Raw genomic sequence first — 26,117 nt, forward strand, 5'->3', positions numbered from 1 at the left:
GACCGTTCAGGAATCCACCGGCCCGGGGATTTCAGGGGCGTGCCGCGCCGACCTCGACCCGGCCGAGCAGGGTCCGTCCGTCGGGCGCCAGGACCAGCTTCCGGTAGCGGCCGCCGGCCCGGTCGGCCTCGCTGAACTCGATCGCGCCCTCGGTACGGGCGTGGATGTCGCCGAAGCCCGAGACCCCGATGCCCAGCAGCTTGAGCCGCGTCGGTTGGCCGGTGTCCGTGAACGGCGTGTGGTCGAGGCCGAGGAGCTGTCGGGCCACCGAAGCGGCCATCCGCAGGCCGGGGGCGACGAGCCCGTGGCAGCGGCCCTCGACGGCGGCGCACTCGCCGACCGCCCAGATCCGCTCGTCCGCGGTCCGCAGCCGGTCGTCGACGAGGAACCCGCCGCGTTCGCCGACCGCCAGATCCGCCCCCGTGGCGAGTTCGTCACGGGGCCGGATCCCGGCCGAGAAGACGACGACGTCGGCCTCGATCTCCATACCGTCCGCGAGCCGCACCCGGTCCGGCTCCACGGACACGGTCGTCACCCCGCAGTGCACCTCGACACCGAGGTCCCGCACCAGCGTGCCGAGGAGCCGGCCGCCGCCCGCGTCCACCTGGAGCGGCATCAGGCGCGGGGCGGCCTCCACCACATGCGGGCGCATCCCGAGGTGCCGCAGCGCGTCGGCGGCCTCCAGACCGAGCAGCCCGCCGCCGATGACGACACCGGTGCGGCCGGGGCGCGCGGCACCGCGGATCGCGTCGATGTCCTCGACCGTCCGGTACGTGAAGCAGTGCGGCCGGTCGTGACCCGGGACGGGCGGTACGAACGGCCGGGACCCGGTGGCCAGGACCAGCGCGTCGTAGCCGAGGCGCGTCCCGTCGGCGCACCGCACGGTCCGCCGCTCCCGGTCGATCCCGGTCACGGTCGTCGAAAGACGCACGTCCACCAGGGAGTCGGGGGAGGGCAGCGCGAGATCCGCGGGCGTCGGACCGGAGACGAGGGAGGAGAGCGCGACCCGGTCGTACGCCCCGCGCGGCTCCTCCCCGAGGACGACCACCCGCCATCCGTCGGTCCGGTCCAGGGTGCGCAGCTCCGTGACGAGCCGGTGCCCGACGGGCCCGTACCCGGCGACGACCAGCGTCCGACGGCTCATGCGACGCCCTCCGGGACGCGGAGCGCGGCGCACACCGCGCGGACCGCGTCGGCACAGCCGCCGCAGCCGGTGGTGGCCCGGGTCGCCGCGGCGACCGCCCCGACGTCCCGTGCGCCGTCCTGCCAGGCCCGTACGACGGCCCCCTTGCTGACGTTGTTGCAGTGGCAGAGCACGGCGTCGTCGGCCAGGGTGGTGGGATCGGCTCCCGCGCCCCCGGCAGCCGCCCCGGCCCCGAGGCCGAGCAGGAGAGCGAGCCGGTCGCCGGGCACGGGGCGTCCCCGGTCGTACAACTGGCTGACGGCCGCGATCCCTTCGGGCATTCCGACCAGCACGGCCCGCACCACCTTCCGTTCCGTGATCTCGATCCGCGCGTACCGCCCCCGGGCGGGGTCGGAGAACGTCACGACCTCGTCGCTCTCCGCCCGGCCGCGCGGGCCCAGGCACACGATGTCCAGGCCCGGGACCCGTGGCCGGACGACCGGGGGAGCGGGGGTGTACGAGGCGTCGCCGCCCGTCAGGAGCGTGGCCAGGGTTTCCGCCTGGGCCAGCGTGCCCGAGAGGTCCACGGCGCCCACGAGGTCCGGGGTGTCCGTGCACGCACCGATCGCCCGGATCGAGGGGTCGCTCGTACGCAGCCGGTCGTCGACGACGACGCCGCGCCGGACCGCCAGACCGGCCCGCTCGGCCAGCGCGGTCTCCGGAGCGGTGCCGGTGCACCGCAGGACGGTGTCGGCGCCGAGCGTGTCGTCCGACGGGACGTACGCGCCCAGCCGCAGCTCGATCCCCCACGACTCGAGCCGCGCCGCGACCAACTGGCCGGAGACCTCGTCGAGTCGGTGGTGCATCGGGTACGGGCCGGGGTGGGCCAGGACCACGCGGTGGCCGCGCCTGCGCAGCGCCGTCGCCGTCTCCACGCCGAGGACGCCGCCGCCCACCACGGCCACCTTGCCGCGCACCGGGCGGGTGCAGTCGGTGAGGGTGTGCACATCGCCGGCCGGCCGGGACCCGGTGGCCAGGACCAGCGTGTCGTAGCCGAGGCGCGTCCCGTCGGCGCACCGTACGGTCCGCTGCTCCCGGTCGATCGCGAGGGCCCGCAGACCCGTCCGCACCCGTACCCCCGCCGGTGGCGGCGGCAGCGTCAGAGCGCCCGGCGGCAGGCTGCCGGCCAGGACCGCACCGAGCAGGGTGCGCTGGTACGCGGGGTGCGGCTCGTCGCCCAGGACGGTGACCGGGCCGTCGTGACCGAGCGCCGCGAGGCGGGCGGTCAGCCGGTGCGCGGCGAGGCCGTTGCCGACGACCAGGATCCGCCCGTTCACGCGGTCACCGGAGCGTGCACGACGTCCGCCGTGGCAGGCGGAGTGCGTACCGGCTCGACCCGTACCGCGCTCACCTTGAACTCCGGCATCCCGCTGCGCGGGTCGAGCGCCCCGCCGGTGAGCAGGTTCGCCCGCCCCTCGCCCGGGAAGTGGAACGGCAGGAACACCGTGTCCGTCCGCAGGCTCTCCACCAGACGCACCCGCGCCACCACCGAGCCCCGGGCCGACACCACCCGGGCGAGCGCGCCCGCCTCGACGCCCGCCCGCCGGGCCGTGTCGGGGTGGATCTCCACGTACGGTTCCGGCTCCGCCTCGTTGAGACGCCGTACCCGCCGGGTCTGCGCCCCGGACTGGTAGTGGGCCAGAACCCGGCCCGTCGTCGCGTACAAGGGCCATTCGGTGTCCGGCAGTTCGGCGGAATCGCGGTGCTCGACCGGCAGGAAGCGGGCCCGCCCGTCCGGATGCGCGAAACCGTCCAGGAAGAGCCGGGGCGTGCCCGGATGCGCGGGTCCCGACGGCACCGCCGGGCACGGCCAGTGCAGCGCCTCGCCCGCGTCGAGCCGTTCGTAGCTCACCCCGGAGTAGTCCGCCCGGCCGCCCTCCGTCGCACGACGCAGCTCCTCGAAGACCTCTCGCGGCCTGGCCGGATAGCGCTCGGCCGGCTCCCCGAGCCGTACGGCGAGCCCGCGCAGCACCTCCAGGTCGCTCCGTACCCCCGGCGGCGGATCGAGCAGCGCCCGCCGGCGCAGCACCCGCCCCTCCAGATTCGTCAACGTGCCCTCCTCCTCGGCCCATTGGGTCACCGGCAGGACGACGTCCGCCATCCGCGCGGTCTCGGAGGGGACGAAGTCCGCCACCACCAGCAGGTCGAGCGCGGCGAGCCGCTCGGCGACATGCCCGGCGTGCGGGGCGGACACCACCGGGTTCGAGCCGAACACGAGCAGGGCGCGCGGACCGTGGGAGGTCCCCAGCGAGTCGAGGAGTTCGTACGCGCTGGGCCCAGGTCCGGGAAGGGAGGGCGCGTCCACGCCCCACACCCCGGCCACATGCTCACGCGCCGCCGGGTCGGTGATCATCCGGTAGCCGGGCAGCTGGTCCGCCTTCTGGCCCAGTTCACGCCCGCCCTGTCCGTTGCCCTGGCCGGTCAGACAGCCGTAGCCGCTGCCCTCCCGGCCCGGGAGGCCCAGCGCCAGCGCCAGATTGACGAACGCGGAGACCGTGTCGGCGCCCTTGCTGTGCTGTTCGGCGCCCCGCCCCGTCAGGACGTAGGCCCGCCGGGCGTCGGCGAGCAGCCGTACCGCCTCCCGCTGGTCCGCGACGGGCACCCCGGTCACCCGCTCGGTCCGCTCCGGCGTCCAGGGCAGCGCCCGCTGCCAGGCCGCCTCGAAGCCGTTCGTCCGCTCCCGCACGAAGGCGTGGTCGAGCCGACCGTCGAGCACCGCCAGCTGCAACAGACCGAGCGCCAGGGCGAGATCGGTGCCGGGGGCCGGCCGCAGATGCAGCGCGGCCCGCTCGGCGGTCGGGGTACGGCGCGGGTCGAGGACGATCAGCGCGGCCCGGTCCAGATGGCGCATCAGCGGCGGCATCGTCTCGGCCGGGTTCGCCCCGGCGAGCAGCACCACGTCGGCCCGCCCGAGATCGGTGACCGGGAAGGGCAGGCCCCGGTCGACGCCGAAGGCGGCGTTGGAGGCGGCGGCGGCCGAGGACATGCAGAAACGGCCGTTGTAGTCGATCCGGCTGGTGCGCAGCGCGAGCCGGGCGAACTTGCCCAGCAGATACGCCTTCTCATTGGTGAGCCCACCGCCGCCGAAGACGCCGACCGCGTCCGGGCCGTGCTCCCGCCGGACCGCCCCCAGCCGCCCCGCGACCAGATCGAGGGCGGTGTCCCAGCCGGCCGGGGCGAGCCGACCGTCCCCGCCGCGCACCAGCGGCTCCCGAAGCCGGTCGGCCACGGTCAGCACGTCCGGCGCGGTCCAGCCCTTCTGGCACAGACCACCCTGGTTGACCGGGAAGGCCGACGGGGCGACGGACACCTCGCCGAGGGCGCGACTGAGCTTCGTACCGCACTGCAACGCGCAGTACGGACAGTGCGTATGGACGGTGCGGGAGCCGGAACCGAGGTCAGACACGGGTGACTCCACGGCGTACGGGCGGGGCCTCCAGCGGCCGGCGGGTGTCGGCGGCGGGGCGCAGATAGACCACCCAGGTGACCGCAACGCACAGCGCGTAGAAGCCGAGGAAGGCGAGGAACGCGGGGGCGCCGCTGCCGCCCTCGGAGCCGTACGCCCCCCGGAAGGCCAGGTTCACCGCGACGCCGCCGAGCGCGCCGACGGCCCCCGCGATGCCGATCACGGCCCCCGAGAGGCGCCGGGCGCGGGCGAACGCCGCCGTGGCGTCCCCGCCGTCGGTGACCTCACGGCCGGCCTGCTCGGCGAAGACGGCCGGGATCATCTTGTACGTGGAGCCGTTGCCGATCCCGGTGAGGACGAACAGGACGGTGAAGCCGCCCACGAACAGCCCGAACGACCCCTGCGCGGAGGCGAGGAGCAGCCCGCCGGTCCCGGCCGCCATCGCCACGAACGTCCACGCGGTCACCAGCGCCCCGCCCCAGCGGTCCGCGAGCCGTCCGCCGAACGGGCGGGCGAAGGAACCGAGCAGCGGGCCGAGGAACGTGTACGAGGCCGCTTCGAGCGGGCTGGAGCCGAACTGGGTCTGCAGGACCAGGCCGAAGGCGAAGCCGTACCCGATGAACGAGCCGAAGGTGCCGATGTAGAGCAGCGAGATCCACCAGGTGTGCGGGGTGCGCAGGGCGTCGCGCTGGGAGCCCTTCTCGCTCCGCACCGGCGCCAGGTTGTCCATCCGCAGCGCGGCGAGGAGTGCGACGGCGACGATCAGGGGGAGGTAGAACGCGGCGACGTAGGCGGGGTGGGTGTCGCCGGCGGTGGCGATCACGAGCAGGCCGAGGAGCTGGACGACGGCGACCCCGAGGTTGCCGCCGCCCGCGTTGAGACCGAGGGCCCAGCCCTGGTGGCGCTGCGGGAAGAAGGCGGTGATGTTCGTCATCGAGGAGGCGAAGTTGCCGCCACCGACGCCGCCGAGCGCGCCGATGACGAGGAACACCCACAGGGGCGTGCCCGGCCGCTGCACGAAGTACGCGGCGGCGGAGGCGGGGACGAGCAGCACGGCGGTCGCGAACACGGTCCAGTTGCGGCCGCCGAAGCGGGTGACGGCATGGCTGTACGGGAGCCTCAGCACCGCGCCGACGAGGGTGGGGGTGACGACGAGGAGGAACTTCTCACCGGGGGTGAACGGCAGCCCGATGCGCGGCGACATGAAGAGGACGAGGACCGACCACATGCTCCAGACGGAGAACCCGATGTGCTCGGAGGCGACGGACAGCACGAGGTTCCGCCGTGCGATCCGCTTGCCCCGGGCCTCCCAGAACCGGACGTCCTCGGGGTCCCAGTCCTCGATCCACCGGGAACGGGGGCCGGGGCGGGACGGGGACGGGGGCTCCGGCCGCGACGTGGGCGCGGGCTCGGGCCCGGACCCGAGCCCGGGCCGGGGGCCGCCGGTGCTCACGACGCGCCCTTCAGGGCCCGGTCCACCAGCGGGCCCGCCGCGCCCGTGTAGGCCGCCGGGTCGCACAGCGCGTCGACCTCGGCACGGTCCATGACGCCGGCGAGCTCCGGGGCGTCCGCGAGGACCTCCGGCAGCGGGCGCCCGTCCCGGTCCGCCGTCACCGACGCCCAGGTGAGCAGCTCCTTCGCGGCGGCCTTCCCGAGGCGGGGCGCGAGCACGGCCGCGATCCGCTCGGAGACGATCCGGCTGCCGGTGAGCGCGACGTTGGCCCGCATCCGCTCCGCCCGCACCTCCAGGCCCTCGACCAGCTCGACGGCCGTGTGCGCGGCGCCACCGGTCAGCCGCAGGCACTCCCGCAGCAGCTGCCACTCGGCGTGCCAGACCCCGGCCGACCGCTCGTCCTCGGCGACGAGGCACTGCGCCAACGCGCCCGCGAGCGCGGGCACCTGCAGCGCGGCCGACCGGATGAGCGTGGCCAGTACCGGATTGCGCTTGTGCGGCATCGCCGACGACGCCCCGCGCCCTGCCCCGCCCGACGGCTCGGCGACCTCGCCGACCTCGGTCCGCGCGAGCGACTGGACATCGATCGCGACCTTCCCGAGCGCGCCGGTCGCGAACGCGAGCGCGAACGCCAGATCCGCGACGGGGGCGCGCAGCGCGTGCCACGGCACCAACGCGGACTCCAGCCCGGTCTCCTCGGCGAACGCCTCGACGAGCCGATCGTGGTACGCCCCGACGTCGAACCCGCCGAGCGGGCGGCCGCCCGGCACGGGGCCGGTCCTACCAGCCCCGCCGGTCCCACCGACCCCGCCGCCCGGAATCCGGTCCGCCGGGCGCGCACCGTCGGCCGCCGCCTCGGCGGGGTCAGCCGGGCCGCCGTGGCCGCCTCCCGGCACCGGGCCCGCCGCGTCGGCGCCACCGCCCGCAGCCCCGGCCGCGTCCGTCGGGCCATCGCCCGCCGCCACGGCCGCATCCCGCGGGCCATCGCCCGCCGCCAGCCGCGCGTACTCCACGTACCCCGCCAGCGTTCCCGCCGCTCCGCCCAGGGAGACCGGGAGGGTCTCCTGGACGCGGGCCAGGCGGTCGTCGGCCGCGAGGAGCAGGGTGCGCCAGCCCGCGGCCTTGAGGCCGAAGGTGGTCGGCACCGCGTGCAGGGCCAGGGTGCGGCCGGCGATCAGCGTGTCGCGGTGGTGTTCCGCGAGGGCGGCCAGCGCCGCCGCCGTACGGGAGAGGTCCGCGCGGATCAGCCGCAGCGCCCGGTCCGCCACCAGCATCGCGCCGGTGTCGAAGATGTCCTGGCTCGTCGAGCCCCGGTGGACGTACTCCGCCGCAGCCGGGTCATCCGCCGCGACCACCCGTGTGAGCGCCTGCACCAGGCCGACGACCGGGTTCGCGGTCTCACGGGCCGCGAGGGCCAGGGATCGGACGTCCAGGCGCTCCGCGCGCGCCGCGTTGGAGACGGCCCGCGCCGCCCACTCCGGGACCGTGCCGAGCCGCGCCTGCGCCCGGACCAGCGCGGCCTCCGCGTCCAGCATGGCCTGCAGCCACGCCCGGTCTCCGACCGCCGCCTCCACGGGCGTTCCGGCCCGCACGGGCGAAAGGAGACCGGCGTCGTCGTAGGACCGGGTCACACGATCACCCCGGCGCGCCCGGTCGCCCCGCCCCGGCGCCCGCTCACACGATCACCCCGGCGAACTCCGTCGTGGCCTCCTGCGTCATCGGCCGCACCCCCGCCGGCACGAGCGCCGTCGGCGGCAGCCCGCACAGGGCCCGCGCGATCGCGTCCGAGTCGCCGAGCGTCACCGAGTCGACGCCCGGCCGGATCCCGGCCGCGGTCACCCAGTGCACGGACTCCGTCGGCACCCCGTACGCGAACCGGCGCGGATGCGGCCGGCCACGGCCGTCCACCACCCGGTACGGCCGCTCGGTGACGGCCAGGCCCCCGGTCTCGTAACTCGTGCCGCAGGAACCGGGGATCCGGTAGGGCGCCGCCTGGTCGGTGTCGAGCAGGTGCAGCAGCAACGGGTCCTGCGTGCGCCGTACGTCCGGCTCCGGCAGCCGCGCCTCGATCAGCACCGTCGCCCGTACCGGCGGCCCCGGCACCGTGTCCGACGCGGCCACGAACGACGGCGCCGCCGCGTCGAGCCGGATCTGCGTGCCAGGACCTGTGACCTCCAGGACACCCGCCTCGATCAGCGCGATCATCTCCTCGATGCGGGAGACGGGCGGGCCGATCGACAGGAAGCCGTTGAGCGGTGTGTACCAGCCCTCCAGGTCGTCCCGGTGCGAGTTGCCCTCCAGACCGCCGTGATCGACGGCGAGCCGGACCTCGTTGCGCAGGTCCCGCAGCACGTCGAGCGCCGCCTTCAGCGGGCCGTCCACATTGCCCGCCCGTGCCTCCGCCACGTCCTGCTCCAGGTGGCCGAGCAGCCACGCCCGGAAGTCGTCCCGACCGGTGAACTCCCGCTCCCCGTAAGGTCGCGACAGCTTCTCCCAGTCCCAGCGGCGGAGCTCCTCGAAGCCGTACGAGGACACCAGCGCCGCCCGCTCGGACTCCTCGGCCGTGGCCAGGTAGCGGGTGGTGAACCGCTCCCGCTCGGCGCCGCGCCCCAGGGAGTCCAGGAGCGTTCCGTAATAGACGCTCTCCACCTCCCGCGAGATCACCGGCCACAGGTCCTGTGCGAAGTTCACCCGCTCGCCGTCGGCGTTCCGGGCCCGCAGCCGGGCGATGAACTCCGGGGTCAGCAGCTGCGGCAGATACCGCCCGTACGCGCCCTTCTGGTTCTCACCGCGCGCGTGGTACGGCACCCCGCGCCGCGAGGACGCGAAAAGCTTCGGCTCCCGCCCCGACGCGCGGTACACCAGACGGCCGTCGCGCCGCTCGAAGACCCCGCCCCGTCCGGCCGTGAACAGCGCCATGTGGTCGAAGAAGTTGAGCCCGAGACCGCGCAGCAGCACGTGCCGGCCCGGCTCGATCCCGCTCAGGTCCAGGTCCGCCGGGTTGGCGGGCGTGATGTAGCGCAGGTTGTGGATCCGGGCCAGGCTCGCCGTACGGGCCTCGCGGGCCGTCAGCCGGGCCGGCACATGGCCCTGCGCGAGGACGACCCCGTCGAGGTGGTTGAGCCGGGTGCCGTCCTCGAGTCGCACGCCCTGTGGGCCGCCCGGCACCCCATGGGTGTCGGCCATCGCGACCGCCCGAGAACGGTGCACGCGCACCGTGATGTGACCGGGCGCGCGGGCCACCACCCGCTGGAACGAGTCGTGCAGATACCGGCCGTAGAAGGCCCGTGAGGGGTACGAGTCCGGGCCGAGGCGGCGTGCCTCCTCCAGGGTCGCCTCGTCGTATCCTTCGGCGCCCGCGCTCTCCGCGCGTGCCCCGTCGTCGGTGAGCGCGGCGAGCGCGGCGAGTTCCCGCGCCCACTCGTAGAGGCTGGGGCCGGGTTCGACGGGGCCCTCGATCCGGGCGCTGTCGTCGGTGTACACGGTCACCTGCGAGGCGACCGTGTTCATCAGCAGGTGCCGCGACTGCTCCGTCCGCCACACCGCACCGGCGCCCGGCGCGGCCGGGTCGACGACATGGAGCGTCAGGGTCCGGTGGCTGGGCGCGATCCGCTCATTGGCGCAGATCCGCTCCAGGACCGACAGGCCGCGCGGTCCGGCGCCGACGATGCAGTACTCCGCGTGCGTGTCGTTCACGCGTGCTCCCCGGTGGTCGACGCGGCGCCGGCGGCGAGCAGCTTCGCCAGCTCGAGCCGCTTGATCTTGGTCGTGGCGGTCTGCGGCAGCTCGCGGAGCTGCCACTGGACCGGCTCCGCCATCGGCGGGAGCGTGGCCGCCGCGGCCTTCCAGGCCGCCGGGTCCAGCGGACGGTCGTCCTTGGTGCACACCACCGGGACCGCCCGGCCGTCGGCGCCGGGGATGATGATGACCTCGGCCAGCTCCGGCAGCTTCCCGAAGAGCGTGTCCTCGGCGGCGAGCGTGGAGCCGAAGCCCTCGATCAGGTCGACCTCCCGGTCGAGCAGGTGCACACAGCCCCACCTGGTGCGGTAACCGACATCGCCCATCCGCCACCAGCCGTCCGCGGACACCTGCTGGTCGTAGCGCTCCTGCTCGCCGAGGTAGGTGACGATCCGGCCGTCGCTGCGCACCTCGATGTAGCCCGGGTTGTCCGCCGAGGGCTCCTTGCCGTCGCGGCTCACCACCCGCACGTCCGTCATGCCCGGGAAGGGGCGGCCGACACAGCGGCCGTCGTCGTCGGGCGAGCGGCGCCGGGTGAAGGCGCGGACCACGGCCGGGCCGACCTCGCTCTGTCCGTACAGCTGGCCGAAGAGCGGAGCGCGCCGCTTCGTGGCCCGCAGCAGGGTGTGCACCGTCCGCGGGTGGATCGCGTCGAAGGTGGAGGAGAACAGTTTCACGTTGGACAGCGGCCCGCGCGGGTCGCTCGCCAACTCCTCCCACTCCATGAACGAGTTGGGGTGCGCCTCGAGGATGCCGGGCTTCAGCCGGGCGAACAGGTCGGCGGCCTGCTTGGCGTCCGGGTCGGCGAGCACGATGATCGGGAAGCCCCGGAAGAGGGAGATCGCGAGCGCGGTGAAGAGCCGCGAGTGCACGAACGACACATGCATCGCGATCGTCTCACGGCCGCGGATCAGCGGTGCGACGGCGGAGATCTGCGGTCGGTAACGGGCCTGCAGCGTACGGCCGGTGTGCACGGCCAGCTTCGGGGTGCCCGTCGTGCCCGAGGTGTGCGTGATCAGGGTCGGGTGTTCCGGCGGCATCGTCACGGCGGGAACCCGCGCCACGCCGGCGAGACCGGCGAGCTCCGTCGCGCCCTCGTGGCTGCCGGAGGCCAGCAGCACCTTCCCGGCAAGGTCGAAGACCTCCGGCGGCAGTTCCTTCTCCAGCTTCGCCGCGTCGGTCAGCAGGAACGGCCGGTCCGTGCGCCGCACCAACTCCGTGGCGGTCGCGCCGTCCAGCTTCGGCGACAGGAGCACCGGTACGGCCCCGATACGGGCGATGGCGCAGGACAGCAGCGTGATGTCGAAGCCGTCGGACTTGTATACGACGACCCGCTCCCCGGGGCGTACCTTCGCCGCCCACAGCCGGGACGCGAAGTCGTCGATCAGGTCGGCCAGCTCCGCGACCGTCGTGCGTCGCCCCAGGTCGGGCGCGATGTCGAGGTCGTGGTCGAGGATCACCACGTTCGCCGGATGCCGGGACGCTGCTCGCTCGAACAGCGTGCCCAGCCGGATTCCACGGTTTCCAATGCGCTGCAGCAGCATGTCCCCAGGCTTTCGTCAGTAGAAATGCCGAGTTCGGCAGAGATCAGCAGTGATCGGCAGAGGTCGGCAAGGCGAATTCGGGCCGCTCCCGCAGGAATGCGCGGGTGAAGAAGGGCGGACGGAGAATGGACGGAGCTATTTCGCCGTTCTCGGAAGGGGATACTGCTGAGCGCCTGGGAGATGGTCAACGAAGCCAATCAAGGTACGTCAAGTCCGGTGTCCAACTCCTGCGCGAAGTGGAGGGCCACGATGTTCATCCGCTGTGCGTGGTAGAAGCGTTGTGCGCCGTGGTTGACCGTGCCCGTGTCGAGTTCCATCCGTACGCAGCCGGCCCGTCGGCCCCGCTCCCGCAGTTCGTCGAGAAGACGCGCGCCCACCCCGGCCGAGCGGGCGGCGGGATCGGTGACGAGGTCGTCGACGAAGAGCAGGCGGCCCCGGCTGGTGGCCAGTACGCGGTGCGAGGCCACGCCCAGGCAGCGGCCGGTGGTGTCGTGGGCGGCGGTGAAGACCAGTCCCTGGCGGTGCGCCGCTGTCGCGAACTCCAGGAAGCCGGCGGCGTCCAGGCCGGGGCGCAGGGCCCGGATCAGGGAGCCGACGTCGGTGCCGAACGCGGGGTCGTCCGGAGTGGGATCGGTCATTGTCAATTCCATGAACGTCAGACTAGGACCGTAATGCCGCACGATCCGGCCGAGTTGACAGATCATGGGACGAGCGGGCGAAATCGCGGAACAGTCCTGTCAGTATCCGGGTATGCGCGCTGCCTACATCGAAGAGCTCGGACCGCCGGAAGCGATTCATTACGGAGAGGTGGCCGAACCACGCCCCGGGCCCACGGATGTTCTGGTCGATGTCCTGGCCACCACCGTCAATCCGGTCGATACATTCGTCCGATCCGGAGTCTTCAGCACGCCGCTGCCCTTTCCCTTCGTGATCGGCCGCGATCTCGTCGGCCGGGTCGTGGAGAGCGGAGCGGGCGCCACCGGATTCACCACCGGCGATCTGGTGTGGAGCAACAGCCTGGGCCACGAGGGGCGCCAGGGCGCGGCGGCCGAGAAGGCCGTGGTCGCCGCCGACCGGCTCTACCGGCTCCCGGCCGGCGTCGACCCGGAGACCGCCGTCGCCGTGGTCCACCCAGCGGCCACCGCGTACCTCGGACTGTTCACGCACGGCCGCGTACGGGCCGGGGAGACGGTGGTGGTCGCGGGAGCGGCCGGCAACGTCGGCAGCGCGATGGTCGCCCTCGCCGTGTGGGCGGGGGCGCGGGTGATCGCCACCGCCCGGCAGCGGGACGCGGCGTACGTCTTCTCGCTCGGCGCCTCGGAGGTCTTCGACTACACCGACCCCGGCGCGCACGAGCTGATTCGCAAGGCGGCCCCGGACGGTGTCGACGCGTACCTCGACGCCTCCGGCACCAACGACCTCGCGCACAGCGTGGACCTGCTGGCCCGCCGGGGCCGGATCGTGCTCCTCGCGGGCGCCCGCAGCCGGCCCGTCCTGCCTGCCGGGCAGCTCTACATGAAGGACGGCTCGATCGCGGGCTTCGTCATCTCGCACGCCACCACCGCCGAACTGGCCGAGGCCGCGGAGGCGATCAACCACCTGCTCGCCGCCGGGCTCCTCTGTCCGCGCGAGATGGAGGTCCGCCCGCTGAGCGAGGCCGCCGAGGTCCACCGCCGCATCGAGACGACGGGCCCGCACGGCACCCGCCTGGTGCTCCGTACGACGGGGTTCTGAGGCGGGGCCGAGGCCCGTTCCCGACGAGGGCGGGCGGGTCCTCATGGCTCGGCGTCGTCACCCGCCCGCGCCCGGACACGTGCCCGCGACCCAGCGCTCCGTCACACGTCCTCGGCAGCGCCCCGACGCCCGGCCGCGGTCCGGCTCCTGACGGTGGGTCCGTCCGGCCCGGGCCGCCCTGACGTCCTGCCGTGGTCGACCACACCACCTTCCGCCCACCTCCGGGCGGAAGGTGGTCCCACGACACCACTGCCCCTGTCCGACGGTGATCTCCCCACCCTGCCACGCCGCGGGAACCAAGTGGCCGAGGTCACCGTTGACCCTCTCCCGGGGCCGAATTAGTTTCGGCCAGCGGTACGGGTTCCCTCCGGGGCTCCCGGTTTCTCTCAACAACGGGGGTTGGGACATGTCCAAGCACGGCGCGGACGGCGGTGGGGGCACCGACGCGCTCGCGGTTCTGGAGTTGCTGGCTCAACAGGCCCCACCCAGCCGCTACGAGACGCTGCTCCACGAGGCCCGCGACGCGGGCCTCCCGGTGGACGAACTGGCCCGGCTCGAACGGGCCGTCCACCTCGCCACCGGTATCTCCTCCTCCTTCGAGCGCCGCGAACAGCGCGAGGCCGGTCTCGCCGCCCTCGTCGACACGGCCCGCGACCTGACGCTGCCGTACGACCTCGACAGCCTGCTGCGGGTCATCACCCGCCGCGCCAAGCGGCTGTTGTTCTTCGACATGGCCTACGTCAGCCTGCGCGACACGAACGGTTCGTTCATCCACACCACCGAGGGCTCGCACACCGGACTGACCACCGGTCTGCGCGTCCTCGACGGCCACGGCCTCGGCGCCGAGGCCCATGCCCACGGTGAACCGGCCTGGACCTCGGACTATCTGGACGACGACCGTTTTCCGTACGCGCGGGCGGTCGACGAGGTCGTCCGGGCCGAGGGGCTGCACGCCATCATGGCCATACCGATGCGCAGCGGGGACACGACCGTCGGCGCGCTCTACGGGGCGGACCGCAGGGTCCGCCACTACACCCCCGACGAGATCGGGCTGATGTCCTCGTTGGCCGACCTCGCCGCCGTCGCCATCGAGAAGGCGGGCCTCCTCGACCAGACCCGCGCCGAGGTCACCGAACTGGAGCTGGACAGCTCCCGCGCCAGGTCGAGCCTCACGCGGATGCGGCACGTCAGCGAGGCGCACAGCCGGATCATGAACCTCGTCCTGGCGGGCGGGGACCTGTGCAACGTGGCCAAGGCGGCGGGAGACGCCCTCGACGGCACCGTGATGATCCGTGATCCGGGCGGCCGCAGCCTCGCCTCGGGCGGCGAGATCGCGGGCCTCGACGAGGAGTCCGTGGCGAAGGCGTCGCTGGACGCGCACGCCGGCCGACGGCCCGTCGTGACCGGCGACAACACCTGGGTCGCGCCCGTCATCGCGGGCTCCGAGGACCTCGGCGTCCTGGTGATACGCGCGGCGACCGGACTGACCGGGGAGGACGAGCGACTGCTCGAACTGGCCGCTCAGTCGGTCGCGTTCCTTCTCCTGATGCAGCGCTCCACGGCGGTCGCCGAGGGCCCGGTCCGCGACGAGCTCCTCGACGACCTGCTCGCCGACCCGCAGCACGCCCCGCCGCAGCAGCTGGTGCAGCGCGCCGGCCGCCTCGGCATCGACCTGCGCAAGCCGCACGTCCTGGTGGTGGCCCGGCCGGAGGGCGGGGAGCAGGGGCGGGCCGTGGTGTGGGCGTCCTCGTACGCGTACCGGATGTCCGGTCTGAAGACGGTCCAGGGCGGCTGCCTCGTCCTGCTGCTGCCCGGGCTCGACGCCTCGGCCGCCGCCCGCGCGGTCTCCGGCGAGCTGTCCCCGCTCCTCGGCCATCCGGTCTCGGTCGCCGCGGCGGGCCCGGGCTGGAGCCCGGACGGGGTGGGCCGGATGTATCTGGAGGCCATGCGCTGCCTGGACGCGATGAGCGCGCTGGGCGGTTCGGGGTCCGCGGCGTCCGTTCAGGACCTGGGGTTCCTGGGGCTACTGCTCTCCGACGACCACGACGTCGACGGCTTCATCGAGTCCGCGATCGGCCCCGTACTGGAGTACGACGCTGAACGGTTCACCGATCTGACGCGCACGCTGGAGGCGTACTTCGCGTCGGGCGGCAGCCCGACGAACGCGGCGGAGGCGCTGCACGTCCATCCGAACACGGTCTCGCGGCGGCTGGAGCGGATCGGTGAACTCCTGGGCGCGGAATGGCAGAAGCCGGGCCAGGTCCTGGAGGTCCAGCTGGCCCTCCGCCTCCAGCGCACCCGCGACGTCCTGGCCCAGCAGCGCGGCACCGACCCGACCCGCCCAGCCCCGGACGCGCCCCGCCCACCGTCGTGACGCGCGGGACCGCGCCGACTCCGTGACGTGCGGGACGGGCCTGTTCCGACGTCGGGACGGGCCTGTTCCGACGTCGGGACGCGTCGGGACGCGTCGGGAGGCCTCGGGAGGCCTCGAGATGGGAGGGGCCGATCTCATGACCCGCCGGGGCGGGGGGCACGGTGGCCGCCCCCGCCCCGGCCGGTGTCAGCCGGCGGAGCCGTACGCCGCGTCCCAGTCCGTCGCCAGGACCGTCGCCGCGTGCGCCGCCGAGGCCAGGGTGATGTGGCGGTGCCAGCCACGGAACGAGCGGCCCACGAAGTCCCGCAGGCCCGCCCTCTCGCCGACCTGGGTGAAGTCGCGCTCGACCCGTCCGGCCAGCTTCGTCAGCCGGAGCAGCGAGCCGACCGTCGAACCGTTGAGGTCGGTGATCCACAGCCGGGCCGGGGGCCGCCGGGGGTCGTCCCACTCGCCGAGCAGCAGCAGCGGACGCATCCGTTCCCCCGCGGGCGCCGGCAGCGCGACCCGGACCACCGTCGCCAGCGACGTACGCGACGTCCGCGCGCCGGCCGCGGTGTCCAGCCAGCCCACCGGGCGGCGCAGGCCCTTGAGCGACTCCAGGATCTGCTGGGCCGGCAGCGGCCCGGCGCCGAAGCCGGGCAGCGCCCGGTCCGCGACCGCGAGCCGGCACGTCGCGCCGATCCGGGCGACGACCGGAACACCCGCCCCGGACAGCCGGTTCAGCGCCGCCCGCCCCGCGCCGCCCCGGATGTCGAGCAGCACCGGCTTGCGGGTGACGTCCTGCCAGCGCGCCGTGTCGAGCGCCGCCGCGACCGCGCACTCCTCCATCGTCTCCTCGCCCGCGCCCTCCGGAACCTCCGCCCGGTCGCGCCGGGTCCGGTCCTTCACCCACGGATCGGGCAGGAACAGCCGCCAGTTGACCGGAACGCTCAGCTCCTCCGCGGCGAACCACACGCCGAACGCCTGCTGGCCCCGGAAGACCTGCCCGCGCTCGGGGTCGAACCGGCGGTCCACGCCCACCGAGTGCTCGCCGGCCTTCGGTATCGGCATCGACCGCACCACCCACGCCTGCGGGCAGCTGTTCTGCTCCAGGAACCCGGCGAGCGCGGCCCGCATCGGCCGCCAGTCCCAGGTGGAGCTGGAGATGAAGTGGTGCAGGCTCTGCTCGGCGGCCGGCCCGCCGATCTGCGCCGCGATGTTACGGATGGACTTCCGGCCCTGTGCGGTCAGCAGCCCCCGAAGATACTGCTCCGCCTTCAGCCGCTGGTCCCGCCGGGGGAACCCCGAGAAGAGCGTGGCACAGAGCTCGTCGTAGACATCGTCGGCCACCGCGTTCCGGTACGCCGCGGAGTGCGGCACCTGCTCGTTGCGGTGCTGGATTCCCAGTGGATCGAGAAGGGTCCTGCTCTTGGTTGCGACGGATGTACTCACGACACTCCTGCCTACGGTTTTGCAGCTCCCTCCAGCTGCACCTCCACGGTCTCGCCCCGGCGTCCGTGGCACGAGGTGTACCCGGCACCCCCCTGGGCCGCCGGATGGTGGTCGGACCACCGTCACCGGCCCGGGGAGCGCCGCAGGGGGTGTCGGGCTCAGGTCGGACGGGGGGTGAGGTGTGGCCGGCCCACCAGAGGCAGCGCGACGGGTCGCGGGGGCGGGCGTCGGGGCGGCATACCGGTAGGGGATCTGACAGACTCCGCGCCCCGACTTTGACCGCCATGTGGCCCGGGCCGACCATCGCTGAACGAGGCGGCACGGGCCGGCCCCTGGTTAATGCCCCAGGCCAGGGACCGCGCCTGTCCGCCTCGCTCACGTCTGGAGGCCGCTCCCGGCCCGTTCCGCTTAGGCGCGCGTTCCGGGTATGCGCCTCCGCCCACACGCCGATGTACGCGGGCCGATCTCGCGCGCTCCGGCCCGTGCCGACCACACGTCGGCCTTCACGCCACCGAGCGCCGGCCGACGCACCGGTCCCCGCGCCGGCCTGCGCGCGGGTCTATGGGTTGGCCGACGCGCGAGTCTCCGCGCCGGCCCGCGCGTGCGTGTCCGGGTCGGCCCACGGGCCGTTCCACGGGCCGGCGTACGCGCGGTCTACGGGGCCGGCCCACGTGCCGTTCTCCACGCGCCGGCCCACGTGCCGCCCGCGCGCCGCGCGTCCGCGCGCGGGCCCGCGCGTGCGTGTCCGGGTCGGCCCACGGGCCGTTCCACGGGCCGGCGTACGCGCGGTCTGCGGGCGGGCCTACGCGCGGTCTACGGGGCCGGCCCACGTGCCGTTCTCCACGCGCCGCCCGCGCGCCGCGCGTCCACGCGCCGGCCCCCGCGCCGTGGGTCTACGCGCCGGCCCCTTCACCGCTCTTCGCGTCGCGCGCCGCCACCCGGGCCGCATGGGTCGGGCCCGCCGGCACCCCGGCCGGGCGCAGGCTCTCCATCTCCTTGCGCAGCACCGGGACGACCTCCTCGCCGAGCAGATCGAGCTGCTCCAGGACCGTCTTCAGCGGCAGCCCGCCGCTGTCCACGAGGAACAACTGCCGCTGGTAGTCGCCCACGTACTCGCGGAACGACATCGTGCGGTCGATGACCTCCTGCGGAGACCCGACGGTCAGCGGGGTCTCGCGCGTGTACTCCTCAAGGGACGGACCGTGGCCGTAGACGGGCGCGTTGTCGAAGTACGGCCTGAACTCCCGTACCGCGTCCTGGGAGTTCTTGCGCATGAACACATGGCCGCCCAGGCCGACGACGGCCTGCTCGGGCGTGCCGTGCCCGTAGTGCGCGAACCTCTTCCGGTAGAGGCCGACCATCTTGGCCGTGTGCTGCTTGGGCCAGAAGATGTGGTTGGCGAAGAAGCCGTCGCCGTAGAACGCGGCCTGCTCGGCGATCTCGGGGGAGCGGATGGAGCCGTGCCAGACGAAGGGCGGGACACCGTCCAGCGGTCGCGGCGTCGAGGTGAAGCCCTGGAGAGCCGTACGGAAGCGGCCCTCCCAGTTCACCACGTCCTCGCGCCACAGCCGGTGCAGCAGCGCGTAGTTCTCGACGGCCAGCGGGATGCCCTGGCGGATGTCCTGCCCGAACCAGGGGTACACCGGGCCGGTGTTGCCCCGGCCCATCATCAGGTCGACGCGGCCGTCCGCGAGATGCTGGAGCATCGCGAAGTCCTCGGCGATCTTCACCGGGTCGTTGGTGGTGATCAGCGTCGTGGACGTGGAGAGGATCAGCCGTTCCGTACGGGCGGCGATGTGCCCGAGGAGGGTCGTCGGGGAGGACGGCACGAAGGGCGGGTTGTGGTGCTCGCCGGTCGCGAAGACGTCGAGCCCGACCTCCTCCGCCTTGCGGGCGATGGCGACCATCGCCTTGATCCGCTCGTACTCGCCCGGCGTGCTGCCGTCGGTGGGATCGGTGGTCCTGTCCCCGACGGTGAAGATTCCGAACTGCATGACACAACACTCCAAGCCGCCCCAGGAAAGTCTGTCCCCTCCATAGTGCACGACCCCGAGCAGAAACGGAAACTTATCCGGAAAGCTGGCGGCATGGTGACGGAGTCGGTCGCGGTCACTGGACGAGCCGTCCGGGGACGCCCACGCTCACAGCCATGACTCCCGTACGAGACGCGCAACCGCCCGTCGTCACCGCCTGGTCGGACATCGGCTGTCCCTGGGCCTCGCTCGCCCTGCACACCCTGCGGGCCACCGCCGCCGAGCGCGGGCAGGACCTCCTGATCGACCACCGCGCCTTCCCGCTGGAGCTGTTCAACCGCCAGCCCACGCCCAAGCACATCGTCGACGCCGAGATCGTCATGCTCGGTGCCCACCGCCCGGAGCTCGGCTGGCGCCTGTGGGACGCGCCCGCGTGGGAGTACCCGTCGAGCGTCCTGCCCGCCCTCGAAGCCGTCCAGGCGGCGAAGGCGCCCGAGGCCGGCGGGCTGCGCGGCGCCGACCAGCTCGACGCCGGGCTGCGGAAGGCCTTCTACACCGAGCACCGCTGCATAGCGATCCACTCCGTGATCCTCGACATCGCCGAGACCTGCCCCGACGTCGACGCCCGGGCCCTGGAGGCGGCCCTCGCGCGCGGCGCGGGCCGACGCGAGGTGTACGAGCAGTGGCACGAGGCGCAGGGCCCCGCGATCCAGGGCAGCCCGCACTTCTTCGCGGACGGCGGTTACGCGGCGCACAACCCGGGCGCCACGTACGTCTTCACCGGCGACCTGTACAACGGAGGCTTCCCGCGCCTCGACCACTACGACGCGGGCTGGGCCGGGGCGCTCCTGGACTCCCTGGCGGCGGAGCGGGTGTCCGACGGCTCGGGGCAGGAGACCGCCTAACCTGACCGCATGGATGTGCGCGGGCAGCTTCCGGTCGTCGCGGCCGTGGCGGTCGGCGGCGCCCTCGGCGCGGCCGCCCGCCACGGCGCGTCGCTCGTCTGGCCCACGCCGGCCGGTGCGTTCCCCTGGACCACCTTGGTCGTGAACGTGTCCGGCTGCGCGGCGATCGGCGTCCTGACGGTCCTGGTCACCGAGGTCGCCACCCCGTCCCACCGGCTCGTACGCCCCTTTCTCGGTACGGGCGTCCTCGGCGGCTTCACCACCTTCTCCACGTACGCCCTCGACACACAGCGTCTGCTGGGCGCGGGGGACACGGCCCGCGGCGTGGCATACATGGGAGCGACGGTGGTGGCCGCGATGGCCGCCGTGTGGGCCGCGACCTTCGCGACCCGTGGCGCTCTGGCGAGGAGGACACGATGACGAGACTGGCGGGCAGGGCCCTGCGCGTGACGATCCTCCTCGGCGAGAGCGACACCTGGCACCACCGGCCGCTGTACGCCGAGATCGTGCACCGCGCGCACGAGGCGGGCCTCGCCGGCGCCTCCGTCTTCCGGGGCGTCGAGGGCTTCGGCGCGTCCTCGCTCGTCCACACCTCGCGGCTGCTCTCACTGAGCGAGGACCTGCCCGTCGCCATCGTGATCGTGGACACCGAGGACCGGATCAGGGACTTCCTGCCCCAGCTCGACGCGCTGGTGTCGGAGGGGCTGGTGATCCTCGACGACTGCGAGGTGATCCGGTACGTGGGCAGGGAGCGGCGGGAGTGACACACGGCCGCGGACCGACCGACCGCCGCACACGTGTCTGCCGGCGGCTTGTGGCGGAGGGCGACCTCACGTGAACTGGCTTCTGGTCCTCGTGGGCGCCGCGGTCGGCGCGCCCCTGCGCTATCTCACCGACCGTGCCGTCCAGTCGCGCCACGACTCCGTCTTCCCCTGGGGCACCTTCACGGTCAACATCGTCGGATCGTTCGTCCTCGGCTTGCTGACCGGGGTCTCGTCCGCGCAGGCGCACCTGCTGCTCGGCACCGGTCTCTGCGGGGCGCTGACGACGTACTCCACGTTCTCCTACGAGACGTTGAGGCTGTACGAAGGCGGGGCGAAGGGGTACGCGGTGGCGAACGTGACCGGGAGCCTGGCCGCCGGACTCGGGGCCGTATGGCTGGGAGTGGAGGCAGCACGGGCCTGGTGAGGCGCCCGACTCCGGTGGCAAGGTGCTCCCACGGCGATCTTCCGAAGGGCGGTGTCTGCGCATGAGCTGGGCGGACTTCCAGTACGAGATCTACCTCAACGGGCTGACCGGAGCCGTACCGCGGCTCCCCACCGATCTGACCCGGCTGGAGGAACTGACCGCCCAGCGGCTCGGCCCTGGGCCCGTCGGTTACGTCGCCGGCAGCGCGGGCGACGGTTCCACCGCCCGCGCCAACCGGGCGGCGCTCGAACGGCGGCGGCTGGTCCCCCGGATGCTCCGTGACGTGCGCGAACGGGACCTCTCCGTAGAGCTGTTGGGCCGTTCGCTGCCCGCCCCGATGGCCCTCGCGCCCGTCGGCGTGCTGTCGATCCTGCACCCCGACGCCGAGCCGGCGGCCGCGCGTGCGGCGGCGGCGCGCGGCATCCCGTACATCCTCTCCTCCGCGTCCAGCACGCCGATGGAGCAGGTCGCGGAGGCGATGGGGGAGGGGGAGCGGTGGTTCCAGCTGTACTGGCCGAAGGACGTCGAGGTCGCGCGCTCCTTCCTGAGCCGGGCGAAGGCGGCCGGTTACACGGCGCTCGTCGTCACGCTCGACACGCCGATGCTCTCCTGGCGGCCGCGCGACCTCGACCAGGCGTACCTGCCGTTTCTGCACGGCGTCGGGACGGCGAACTACTTCTCCGACCCGGCGTTCCGCGCCGGCCTGGCGAAGCCGGTGGAGGAGGACCCGAACGCGGCCGTGATGCACTTCGTGTCCATGTTCTCCGACCCGGGCAAGACATGGGCGGACCTGTCGTTCCTGCGCGAGAACTGGGACGGCCCGATCGTCCTCAAGGGCATCCTCCACCCCGACGACGCCCGCGCCGCCGCCGACGCGGGCATGGACGGCGTGGTGGTCTCCAACCACGGAGGCCGCCAGGTGGCCGGCTCGATCGCCGCCGCCGACGCCCTCCCGGCCGTGGCGGACGCGGTCGGCGACCGCCTGACGGTCCTCTTCGACAGCGGCGTACGCACGGGCGACGACATCGCGAAGGCCCTCGCCCTGGGCGCGGACGGCGTCCTCGTGGGCCGCCCGTACGCCTACGGCCTGGCCCTCGACGGCCAGGCGGGCGTGGACCACGTCATCCGCTGCCTGCTCGCCGAACTCGACCTCACCCTGGCCCTGTCGGGCCACACGACCCCGACCACCCTGACCCGCGACGATCTCACGACCGCCCCGACGGCCTGACCCCCGGCGGTCCCGCCGGGCCGGAACACGCCCGGCGGGACCGAGTGCATGCAAAGCGAGCCGAAACCCGCCGCCGGCCAGCAAAAAGACCCTCCCGAAGGAGGGTCCTGTGATATGCGCCCCCGGCAGGACTCGAACCTGCGGCCAAGCGCTTAGAAGGCGCCTGCTCTATCCACTGAGCTACGGGGGCCGGGTGGTGGCCGTGCGGCCGGGAGCCCCTGGTGGGTGGGGCGTGGCCTGTCGGGTCAAGGATAGGGCTCCGATCCCCTTGGCCCGGTTGCTTCACCTGCGTGGCACGATGTGGAGGTTCGGTGAAGCGGAACGATAATCGCAGGCAGGTGCGATTCCCGCAGCGCTTTTCGCGCCACTTGGCCCGGGTGTTGTGCACTCGTTATGCCTGAGGCTCGTGTCATCGGCTGTTCGGTCGGCGCGTAGGACCGCTATACGCTTCAAAATGGCTCCAAAATTGGGCATTCTTCGCATGTGGTGACCTTGGACGAACGGCCTCAGCTGATCGACGCACTCTCCGCCCTGCGCGACTGTGTCGCGGCCGTGCGTCTCCCACTCCCCCTCCCAGGCGCCCCGCGCGCCCGGCAGAACCGCGTCGAGCTGCTCGCCCAGCTGGACGACTATCTGGTGCCCCGCCTGAAGGATCCCGACGCCCCTCTTCTCGCCGTCATCGGCGGCTCCACCGGAGCCGGCAAGTCCACCCTCGTCAACTCGCTTGTGGGGCGGCGGGTCAGCGAGGCAGGCGTGCTCCGCCCCACCACGCGTACCCCTGTCCTCGTCTGCCACCCCGACGATCACCACTGGTTCGCCGGGCTGCGCATCCTGTCCCAGCTCACCCGCGTCTGGCTGCCCCACCAGGACGACGACCACGCGGCCGAGGAGCCGCCGGAGGACAACGCGCTGCGGGTCGAGACGTCCTCCGCCCTCGCCCGCGGGCTCGCCCTGCTCGACGCGCCCGACATCGACTCCCTCGTCGTCGAGAACCGGCTGCTCGCCTCCGAATTGATCTGCGCCGCCGACATCTGGGTGATGGTCACGACCGCCTCCCGCTACGCCGACGCCATCCCCTGGCATCTGCTCCGTACAGCCAAGGAGTACGACGCCACCCTGATCACCGTCCTCGACCGCGTCCCGCACCAGATCATCGGCGAGGTCTCCCGGCAGTACGAGGCCCTTCTCCACAAGGCGGGCCTCGGGGACGTGCCCCGGTTCACCATCCCCGAGCTGCCCGAGTCCGCGGGCGGCGGACGCGGGCTGCTGCCCGACACCGCCGTCGCCCCGCTGCGCGCCTGGCTCGCCCACAGAGCCCAGGACCCCGCCGCCCGCCAGCAGGCCGTCGGCCGCACCGCCTCCGGTGTCGTCAGCTCCCTCGACTCCAGGATTCCCGAGCTCGCGGGGGCGGTCGCCGCCCAGTACGCCGCCGCCGTCCGCCTCGGCGGCGCGGTCGAGGCGGCGTACGAGGAGCAGAGCGAGCGCCTCCGCAAGCAGCTGGGCCGTGGGGCCGTCCTGGCCGGGGACGCCAGGACCCGCTGGCGTGGCTACCCCCGCGACAGCTCCGCCGACGAGCTCCTCGACGCCCTCGTCGAATCCCTCGCCGCCCTCCTCCAGTGCGCGGTCGCCGCCGCGGACGAGCGCGTACAGGACGTCTGGCGCCGCGAGCCCGCGGCGGCGGGCCTCGGCGACGCCGTCGCCGCCCCCGACCGGGAGGCCAACGAGCGGATCGAGATGACCGTGCGGCGCTGGCGGCGCGAACTCGAAGAGCTTGCGGAGGACGAGCTCCGCACCACGGAGCGACCCGCCAGCGCCCGTACCGCCGCCCCCGACGCCGGCACCGTCTCCGCCCTGCTCGCCGCCGCGCTCCTCGGCGGCCGCCGCACCCGCAGCGCCGGCGAGCGCCTCGCCGAACTCCTCGGCGCCCAGGCCGCCCTGCGGCTGCGCGACAAGGGCGGCGACCTGGTCATGACGTACCTCGGCCACGTCCTGCGCATCGAACGCCACCGGCGTCTCGCGCCCCTCGAAGCCCTCGACGTGACCCCCGAGCCGCAGGCGGCGCTGATCGCCGCGCTCTCCGTACTGCAGAAGGAGAAGTGACGACCGGTGAGCAGCAGCACGGACAGCATGGGCAACGCGGGTGGCGCCACGGGCGCCACGGTGGACGACCGCTGGGACGACGGCCTGATCGCGCGCCGGGCGGACCTGGCCGCGGGAATGAAGACGGGCGAGAGGGCGGGGCCGGAGAGAGGGCCCGCCGACGAGGATCTGCCACTCCTGGTCGGGAACTACGGCGGCGCCCTGCGCACCCGCCTCGACGCCCTGAACGAACTCGTCGGCCTCTCCCGTACCCGCCTGGAGAACGACGCCCTCGCCGAGGCCGGGCTCGCCGAGGCGGGACGCGTCCTGGACGAGGCCGCCGCCCGCCAGCGGCTCTCCGCCCGCCACACCGTGGTGGCCATCGCCGGACCCACCGGCAGCGGCAAGTCCTCCCTCTTCAACGCCCTCGCCGGCGTCCCCGTCTCCGAGACCGGGCTGCGCCGTCCCACCACCTCCGCGCCCATCGCGCTCAGCTGGTCCGAGGGCTCGGCGGGGCTCCTGGACCGGCTCGCCGTTCCCAGCCGGCTCCGCCGTCGCCCCCTCGCGGGCGGCGCGGCCGACGAGGAGCTGCAGGGGCTCGTCCTGATCGACCTGCCCGACCACGACTCGGCCGTCACCGCCCACCGGGACCAGGTCGACCGCGTCCTCGGCCTGGTCGACGCCGTGATCTGGGTCGTGGACCCGGAGAAGTACGCCGACGCCGTCCTCCACGAGCGCTATCTCCGCCCGCTCGCGGGCCACGCAGAGGTCACCTTCGTCGTCCTCAACCAGATCGACCGGCTGGGCGGCGAGGCGGCCGACATCGTCCTGGACGACCTGCGCCGCCTCCTCGACGAGGACGGCATGGCCCTCGGCGAGCACGGCGAGCCCGGTGCCACCGTCCTCGCGCTCTCCGCCCTCACCGGGGAGGGCGTGGGCGAACTGCGCGAACTGCTCGGCCAGTTCGTCCAGGAGCGCACCGCGCCCGCGCGGCGGCTCTCGGCCGACGTCGACGCGGCGGCGGCCCGGCTCCGGCCGGTCTACGTCTCCGACGGGCAGACCGGTCTGGGCGAGCGGGCGCGGGAGGCCTTCGCGGGCCGCCTCGCGGTCGCCGTCGGTGCCACCGCCGCCGGCGAGGCGGCCGAACGCGTCTGGCGCCGGGGAGCCATCCGTGCCTGCGGCACGCCCTGGCTGCGGCTCTACCGCTGGTACGAGCGGGTCCGCTGGCACGGCTCCACCGACCCCCGCCTCAAGACGCCGGTGGAGGACGAACTGACCGCGCGCCAGAGAGTGGAACAGGCGGTGCGGACCGTGGCCGACGAGGCCTCGCGCGGGCTGCCGGCCCCCTGGGCCCAGGCGGTGCGCGAGGCGGCGGCGCGCGGGGCCGAGGGGCTGCCCGAGGCGCTCGACGAACTCGCCGTGACCATCGGCGATCCGGCCGCCCGGCCGCCGCGGCCCGCCTGGTGGCCGGCCGCCGTCCTCGCCCAGGTGCTCATGACGTTGCTGCAGATCTTCGGCGCGTTGTGGCTGGTCGGGCAGATCGTCGGTGTCGTCGAGCCGGGGCTGCTGCCGCCGGTGCTCATCATGATCGGCGGCATCGTCGGCGGTCCGCTGGTGGAGTGGGCGTGCGCCGCGGCCGTGACGGGGCCGGCCCGACGGTACGGGCAGGAGGCCGAGCGGAAGCTGCGGGAGGCGGCGGCCGCGTGCGGACGGGCGCGGGTGCTGGACCCGATCTCGGCGGAGTTGATGCGGTATCGGGAGGTGCGCGACCAGTTCGTGACGGTGTCGGCGACCCGGTCGGGCATGCGGGTGACACGGCTGGGCGGGGCGGGCGGTACGCGGTGGGGCGGTACGAGGTCGGGGGCACGGCTGAGGTGAGCC

At 73.8% G+C, this 26,117-nt stretch carries 19 protein-coding genes and 1 tRNA gene; 9 read left to right on the forward strand and 11 right to left on the reverse strand.

Annotated elements, in window-relative coordinates:
- Positions 1-31: 31 nt before the first annotated feature.
- From ACZ561_RS07075 to ACZ561_RS07110, 8 genes are all read right to left on the reverse strand, one after another.
- On the reverse strand, positions 32-1,144 hold the full coding sequence (locus ACZ561_RS07075) for an NAD(P)/FAD-dependent oxidoreductase (protein WP_470990616.1): 1,113 nt from the start codon (positions 1,142-1,144) through the stop codon (positions 32-34).
- Positions 1,141-2,460 carry an FAD-dependent oxidoreductase gene (locus ACZ561_RS07080; RefSeq protein WP_470990618.1) on the reverse strand — a complete coding sequence of 440 codons (1,320 nt, stop codon included), beginning with the start codon at positions 2,458-2,460 and terminating at the stop codon, positions 1,141-1,143. The genes ACZ561_RS07075 and ACZ561_RS07080 overlap by 4 nt, the downstream gene beginning before the upstream one ends.
- Positions 2,457-4,589 carry a molybdopterin oxidoreductase family protein gene (locus ACZ561_RS07085; RefSeq protein WP_470990620.1) on the reverse strand — a complete coding sequence of 711 codons (2,133 nt, stop codon included), beginning with the start codon at positions 4,587-4,589 and terminating at the stop codon, positions 2,457-2,459. The genes ACZ561_RS07080 and ACZ561_RS07085 overlap by 4 nt, the downstream gene beginning before the upstream one ends.
- Positions 4,582-5,934, reverse strand: a complete 1,353-nt coding sequence (locus ACZ561_RS07090; protein ID WP_470991312.1) for an MFS transporter — start codon at positions 5,932-5,934, stop codon at positions 4,582-4,584. Before ACZ561_RS07090 ends, ACZ561_RS07085 begins: the two co-directional genes overlap by 8 nt.
- A gap of 104 nt (positions 5,935-6,038) precedes the next feature.
- Positions 6,039-7,673, reverse strand: coding sequence for a lyase family protein (locus ACZ561_RS07095; RefSeq protein WP_470990622.1), 1,635 nt, complete (start codon positions 7,671-7,673; stop codon positions 6,039-6,041).
- Between the two features lie 43 nt (positions 7,674-7,716).
- Positions 7,717-9,738: an FAD/NAD(P)-binding protein gene (locus ACZ561_RS07100; protein ID WP_470990624.1), complete on the reverse strand. Its 2,022-nt coding sequence runs from the start codon at positions 9,736-9,738 to the stop codon at positions 7,717-7,719.
- Positions 9,735-11,324, reverse strand: coding sequence for a class I adenylate-forming enzyme family protein (locus ACZ561_RS07105; protein WP_470990626.1), 1,590 nt, complete (start codon positions 11,322-11,324; stop codon positions 9,735-9,737). Before ACZ561_RS07105 ends, ACZ561_RS07100 begins: the two co-directional genes overlap by 4 nt.
- A gap of 197 nt (positions 11,325-11,521) precedes the next feature.
- A complete protein-coding gene (locus tag ACZ561_RS07110) occupies positions 11,522-11,974 on the reverse strand; it encodes a GNAT family N-acetyltransferase (RefSeq protein WP_470990628.1) in 453 nt (150 codons plus the stop codon).
- Positions 11,975-12,074: 100 nt separating this feature from the next.
- Between ACZ561_RS07110 and ACZ561_RS07115 the strand changes: the two genes are divergently transcribed.
- Complete coding sequence (locus tag ACZ561_RS07115; RefSeq protein ID WP_470990630.1) at positions 12,075-13,058, forward strand: NADPH:quinone reductase; 984 nt, start codon at positions 12,075-12,077, stop codon at positions 13,056-13,058.
- 406 nt (positions 13,059-13,464) lie between these two features.
- Positions 13,465-15,432: a helix-turn-helix domain-containing protein gene (locus tag ACZ561_RS07120; protein WP_470990632.1), complete on the forward strand. Its 1,968-nt coding sequence runs from the start codon at positions 13,465-13,467 to the stop codon at positions 15,430-15,432.
- Positions 15,433-15,618: 186 nt separating this feature from the next.
- Here the strand turns inward: ACZ561_RS07120 and ACZ561_RS07125 are convergent, their stop codons facing one another.
- Entirely contained in the window at positions 15,619-16,812 is a 1,194-nt protein-coding gene (locus ACZ561_RS07125; protein ID WP_470991314.1) for an IS701 family transposase, read from the reverse strand.
- A 944-nt stretch (positions 16,813-17,756) separates the two neighbouring features.
- Positions 17,757-18,857, reverse strand: a complete 1,101-nt coding sequence (locus ACZ561_RS07130) for an LLM class flavin-dependent oxidoreductase (RefSeq protein ID WP_470990634.1) — start codon at positions 18,855-18,857, stop codon at positions 17,757-17,759.
- 155 nt (positions 18,858-19,012) lie between these two features.
- Between ACZ561_RS07130 and ACZ561_RS07135 the strand changes: the two genes are divergently transcribed.
- The 5 genes from ACZ561_RS07135 (at position 19,013) to ACZ561_RS07155 (ending at position 22,157) form a co-directional block, all read left to right on the forward strand.
- Positions 19,013-19,741 (forward strand): DsbA family oxidoreductase, encoded by a 729-nt coding sequence (locus ACZ561_RS07135; protein WP_470990636.1) that lies wholly within the window; start codon positions 19,013-19,015, stop codon positions 19,739-19,741.
- 9 nt (positions 19,742-19,750) lie between these two features.
- The gene (locus ACZ561_RS07140) at positions 19,751-20,161 is read left to right on the forward strand and encodes a FluC/FEX family fluoride channel (protein ID WP_470990638.1); all 411 of its coding nucleotides are present in this window, start codon (positions 19,751-19,753) and stop codon (positions 20,159-20,161) included.
- Entirely contained in the window at positions 20,158-20,505 is a 348-nt protein-coding gene (locus ACZ561_RS07145) for a DUF190 domain-containing protein (RefSeq protein WP_470990640.1), read from the forward strand. Before ACZ561_RS07140 ends, ACZ561_RS07145 begins: the two co-directional genes overlap by 4 nt.
- A 70-nt stretch (positions 20,506-20,575) precedes the next feature.
- Positions 20,576-20,929, forward strand: coding sequence for a fluoride efflux transporter CrcB (gene crcB, locus ACZ561_RS07150; RefSeq protein ID WP_470990642.1), 354 nt, complete (start codon positions 20,576-20,578; stop codon positions 20,927-20,929).
- A gap of 61 nt (positions 20,930-20,990) precedes the next feature.
- Positions 20,991-22,157 (forward strand): lactate 2-monooxygenase, encoded by a 1,167-nt coding sequence (locus ACZ561_RS07155; protein ID WP_470990644.1) that lies wholly within the window; start codon positions 20,991-20,993, stop codon positions 22,155-22,157.
- A 117-nt stretch (positions 22,158-22,274) separates the two neighbouring features.
- Here the strand turns inward: ACZ561_RS07155 and ACZ561_RS07160 are convergent.
- Positions 22,275-22,347 (reverse strand) — tRNA-Arg (locus tag ACZ561_RS07160).
- 302 nt (positions 22,348-22,649) lie between these two features.
- On the opposite strand from ACZ561_RS07160, the gene ACZ561_RS07165 reads away from it, so the two are divergent.
- Both ACZ561_RS07165 and ACZ561_RS07170 read left to right on the forward strand, forming a co-directional pair.
- Positions 22,650-24,257: a dynamin family protein gene (locus ACZ561_RS07165; protein WP_470991316.1), complete on the forward strand. Its 1,608-nt coding sequence runs from the start codon at positions 22,650-22,652 to the stop codon at positions 24,255-24,257.
- Positions 24,258-24,284: 27 nt separating this feature from the next.
- Positions 24,285-26,114 (forward strand): GTPase, encoded by a 1,830-nt coding sequence (locus ACZ561_RS07170; RefSeq protein WP_470991318.1) that lies wholly within the window; start codon positions 24,285-24,287, stop codon positions 26,112-26,114.
- The last annotated feature ends 3 nt before the right edge of the window (positions 26,115-26,117 follow it).

Source organism: Streptomyces sp. NPDC039609, assembly GCF_055596705.1.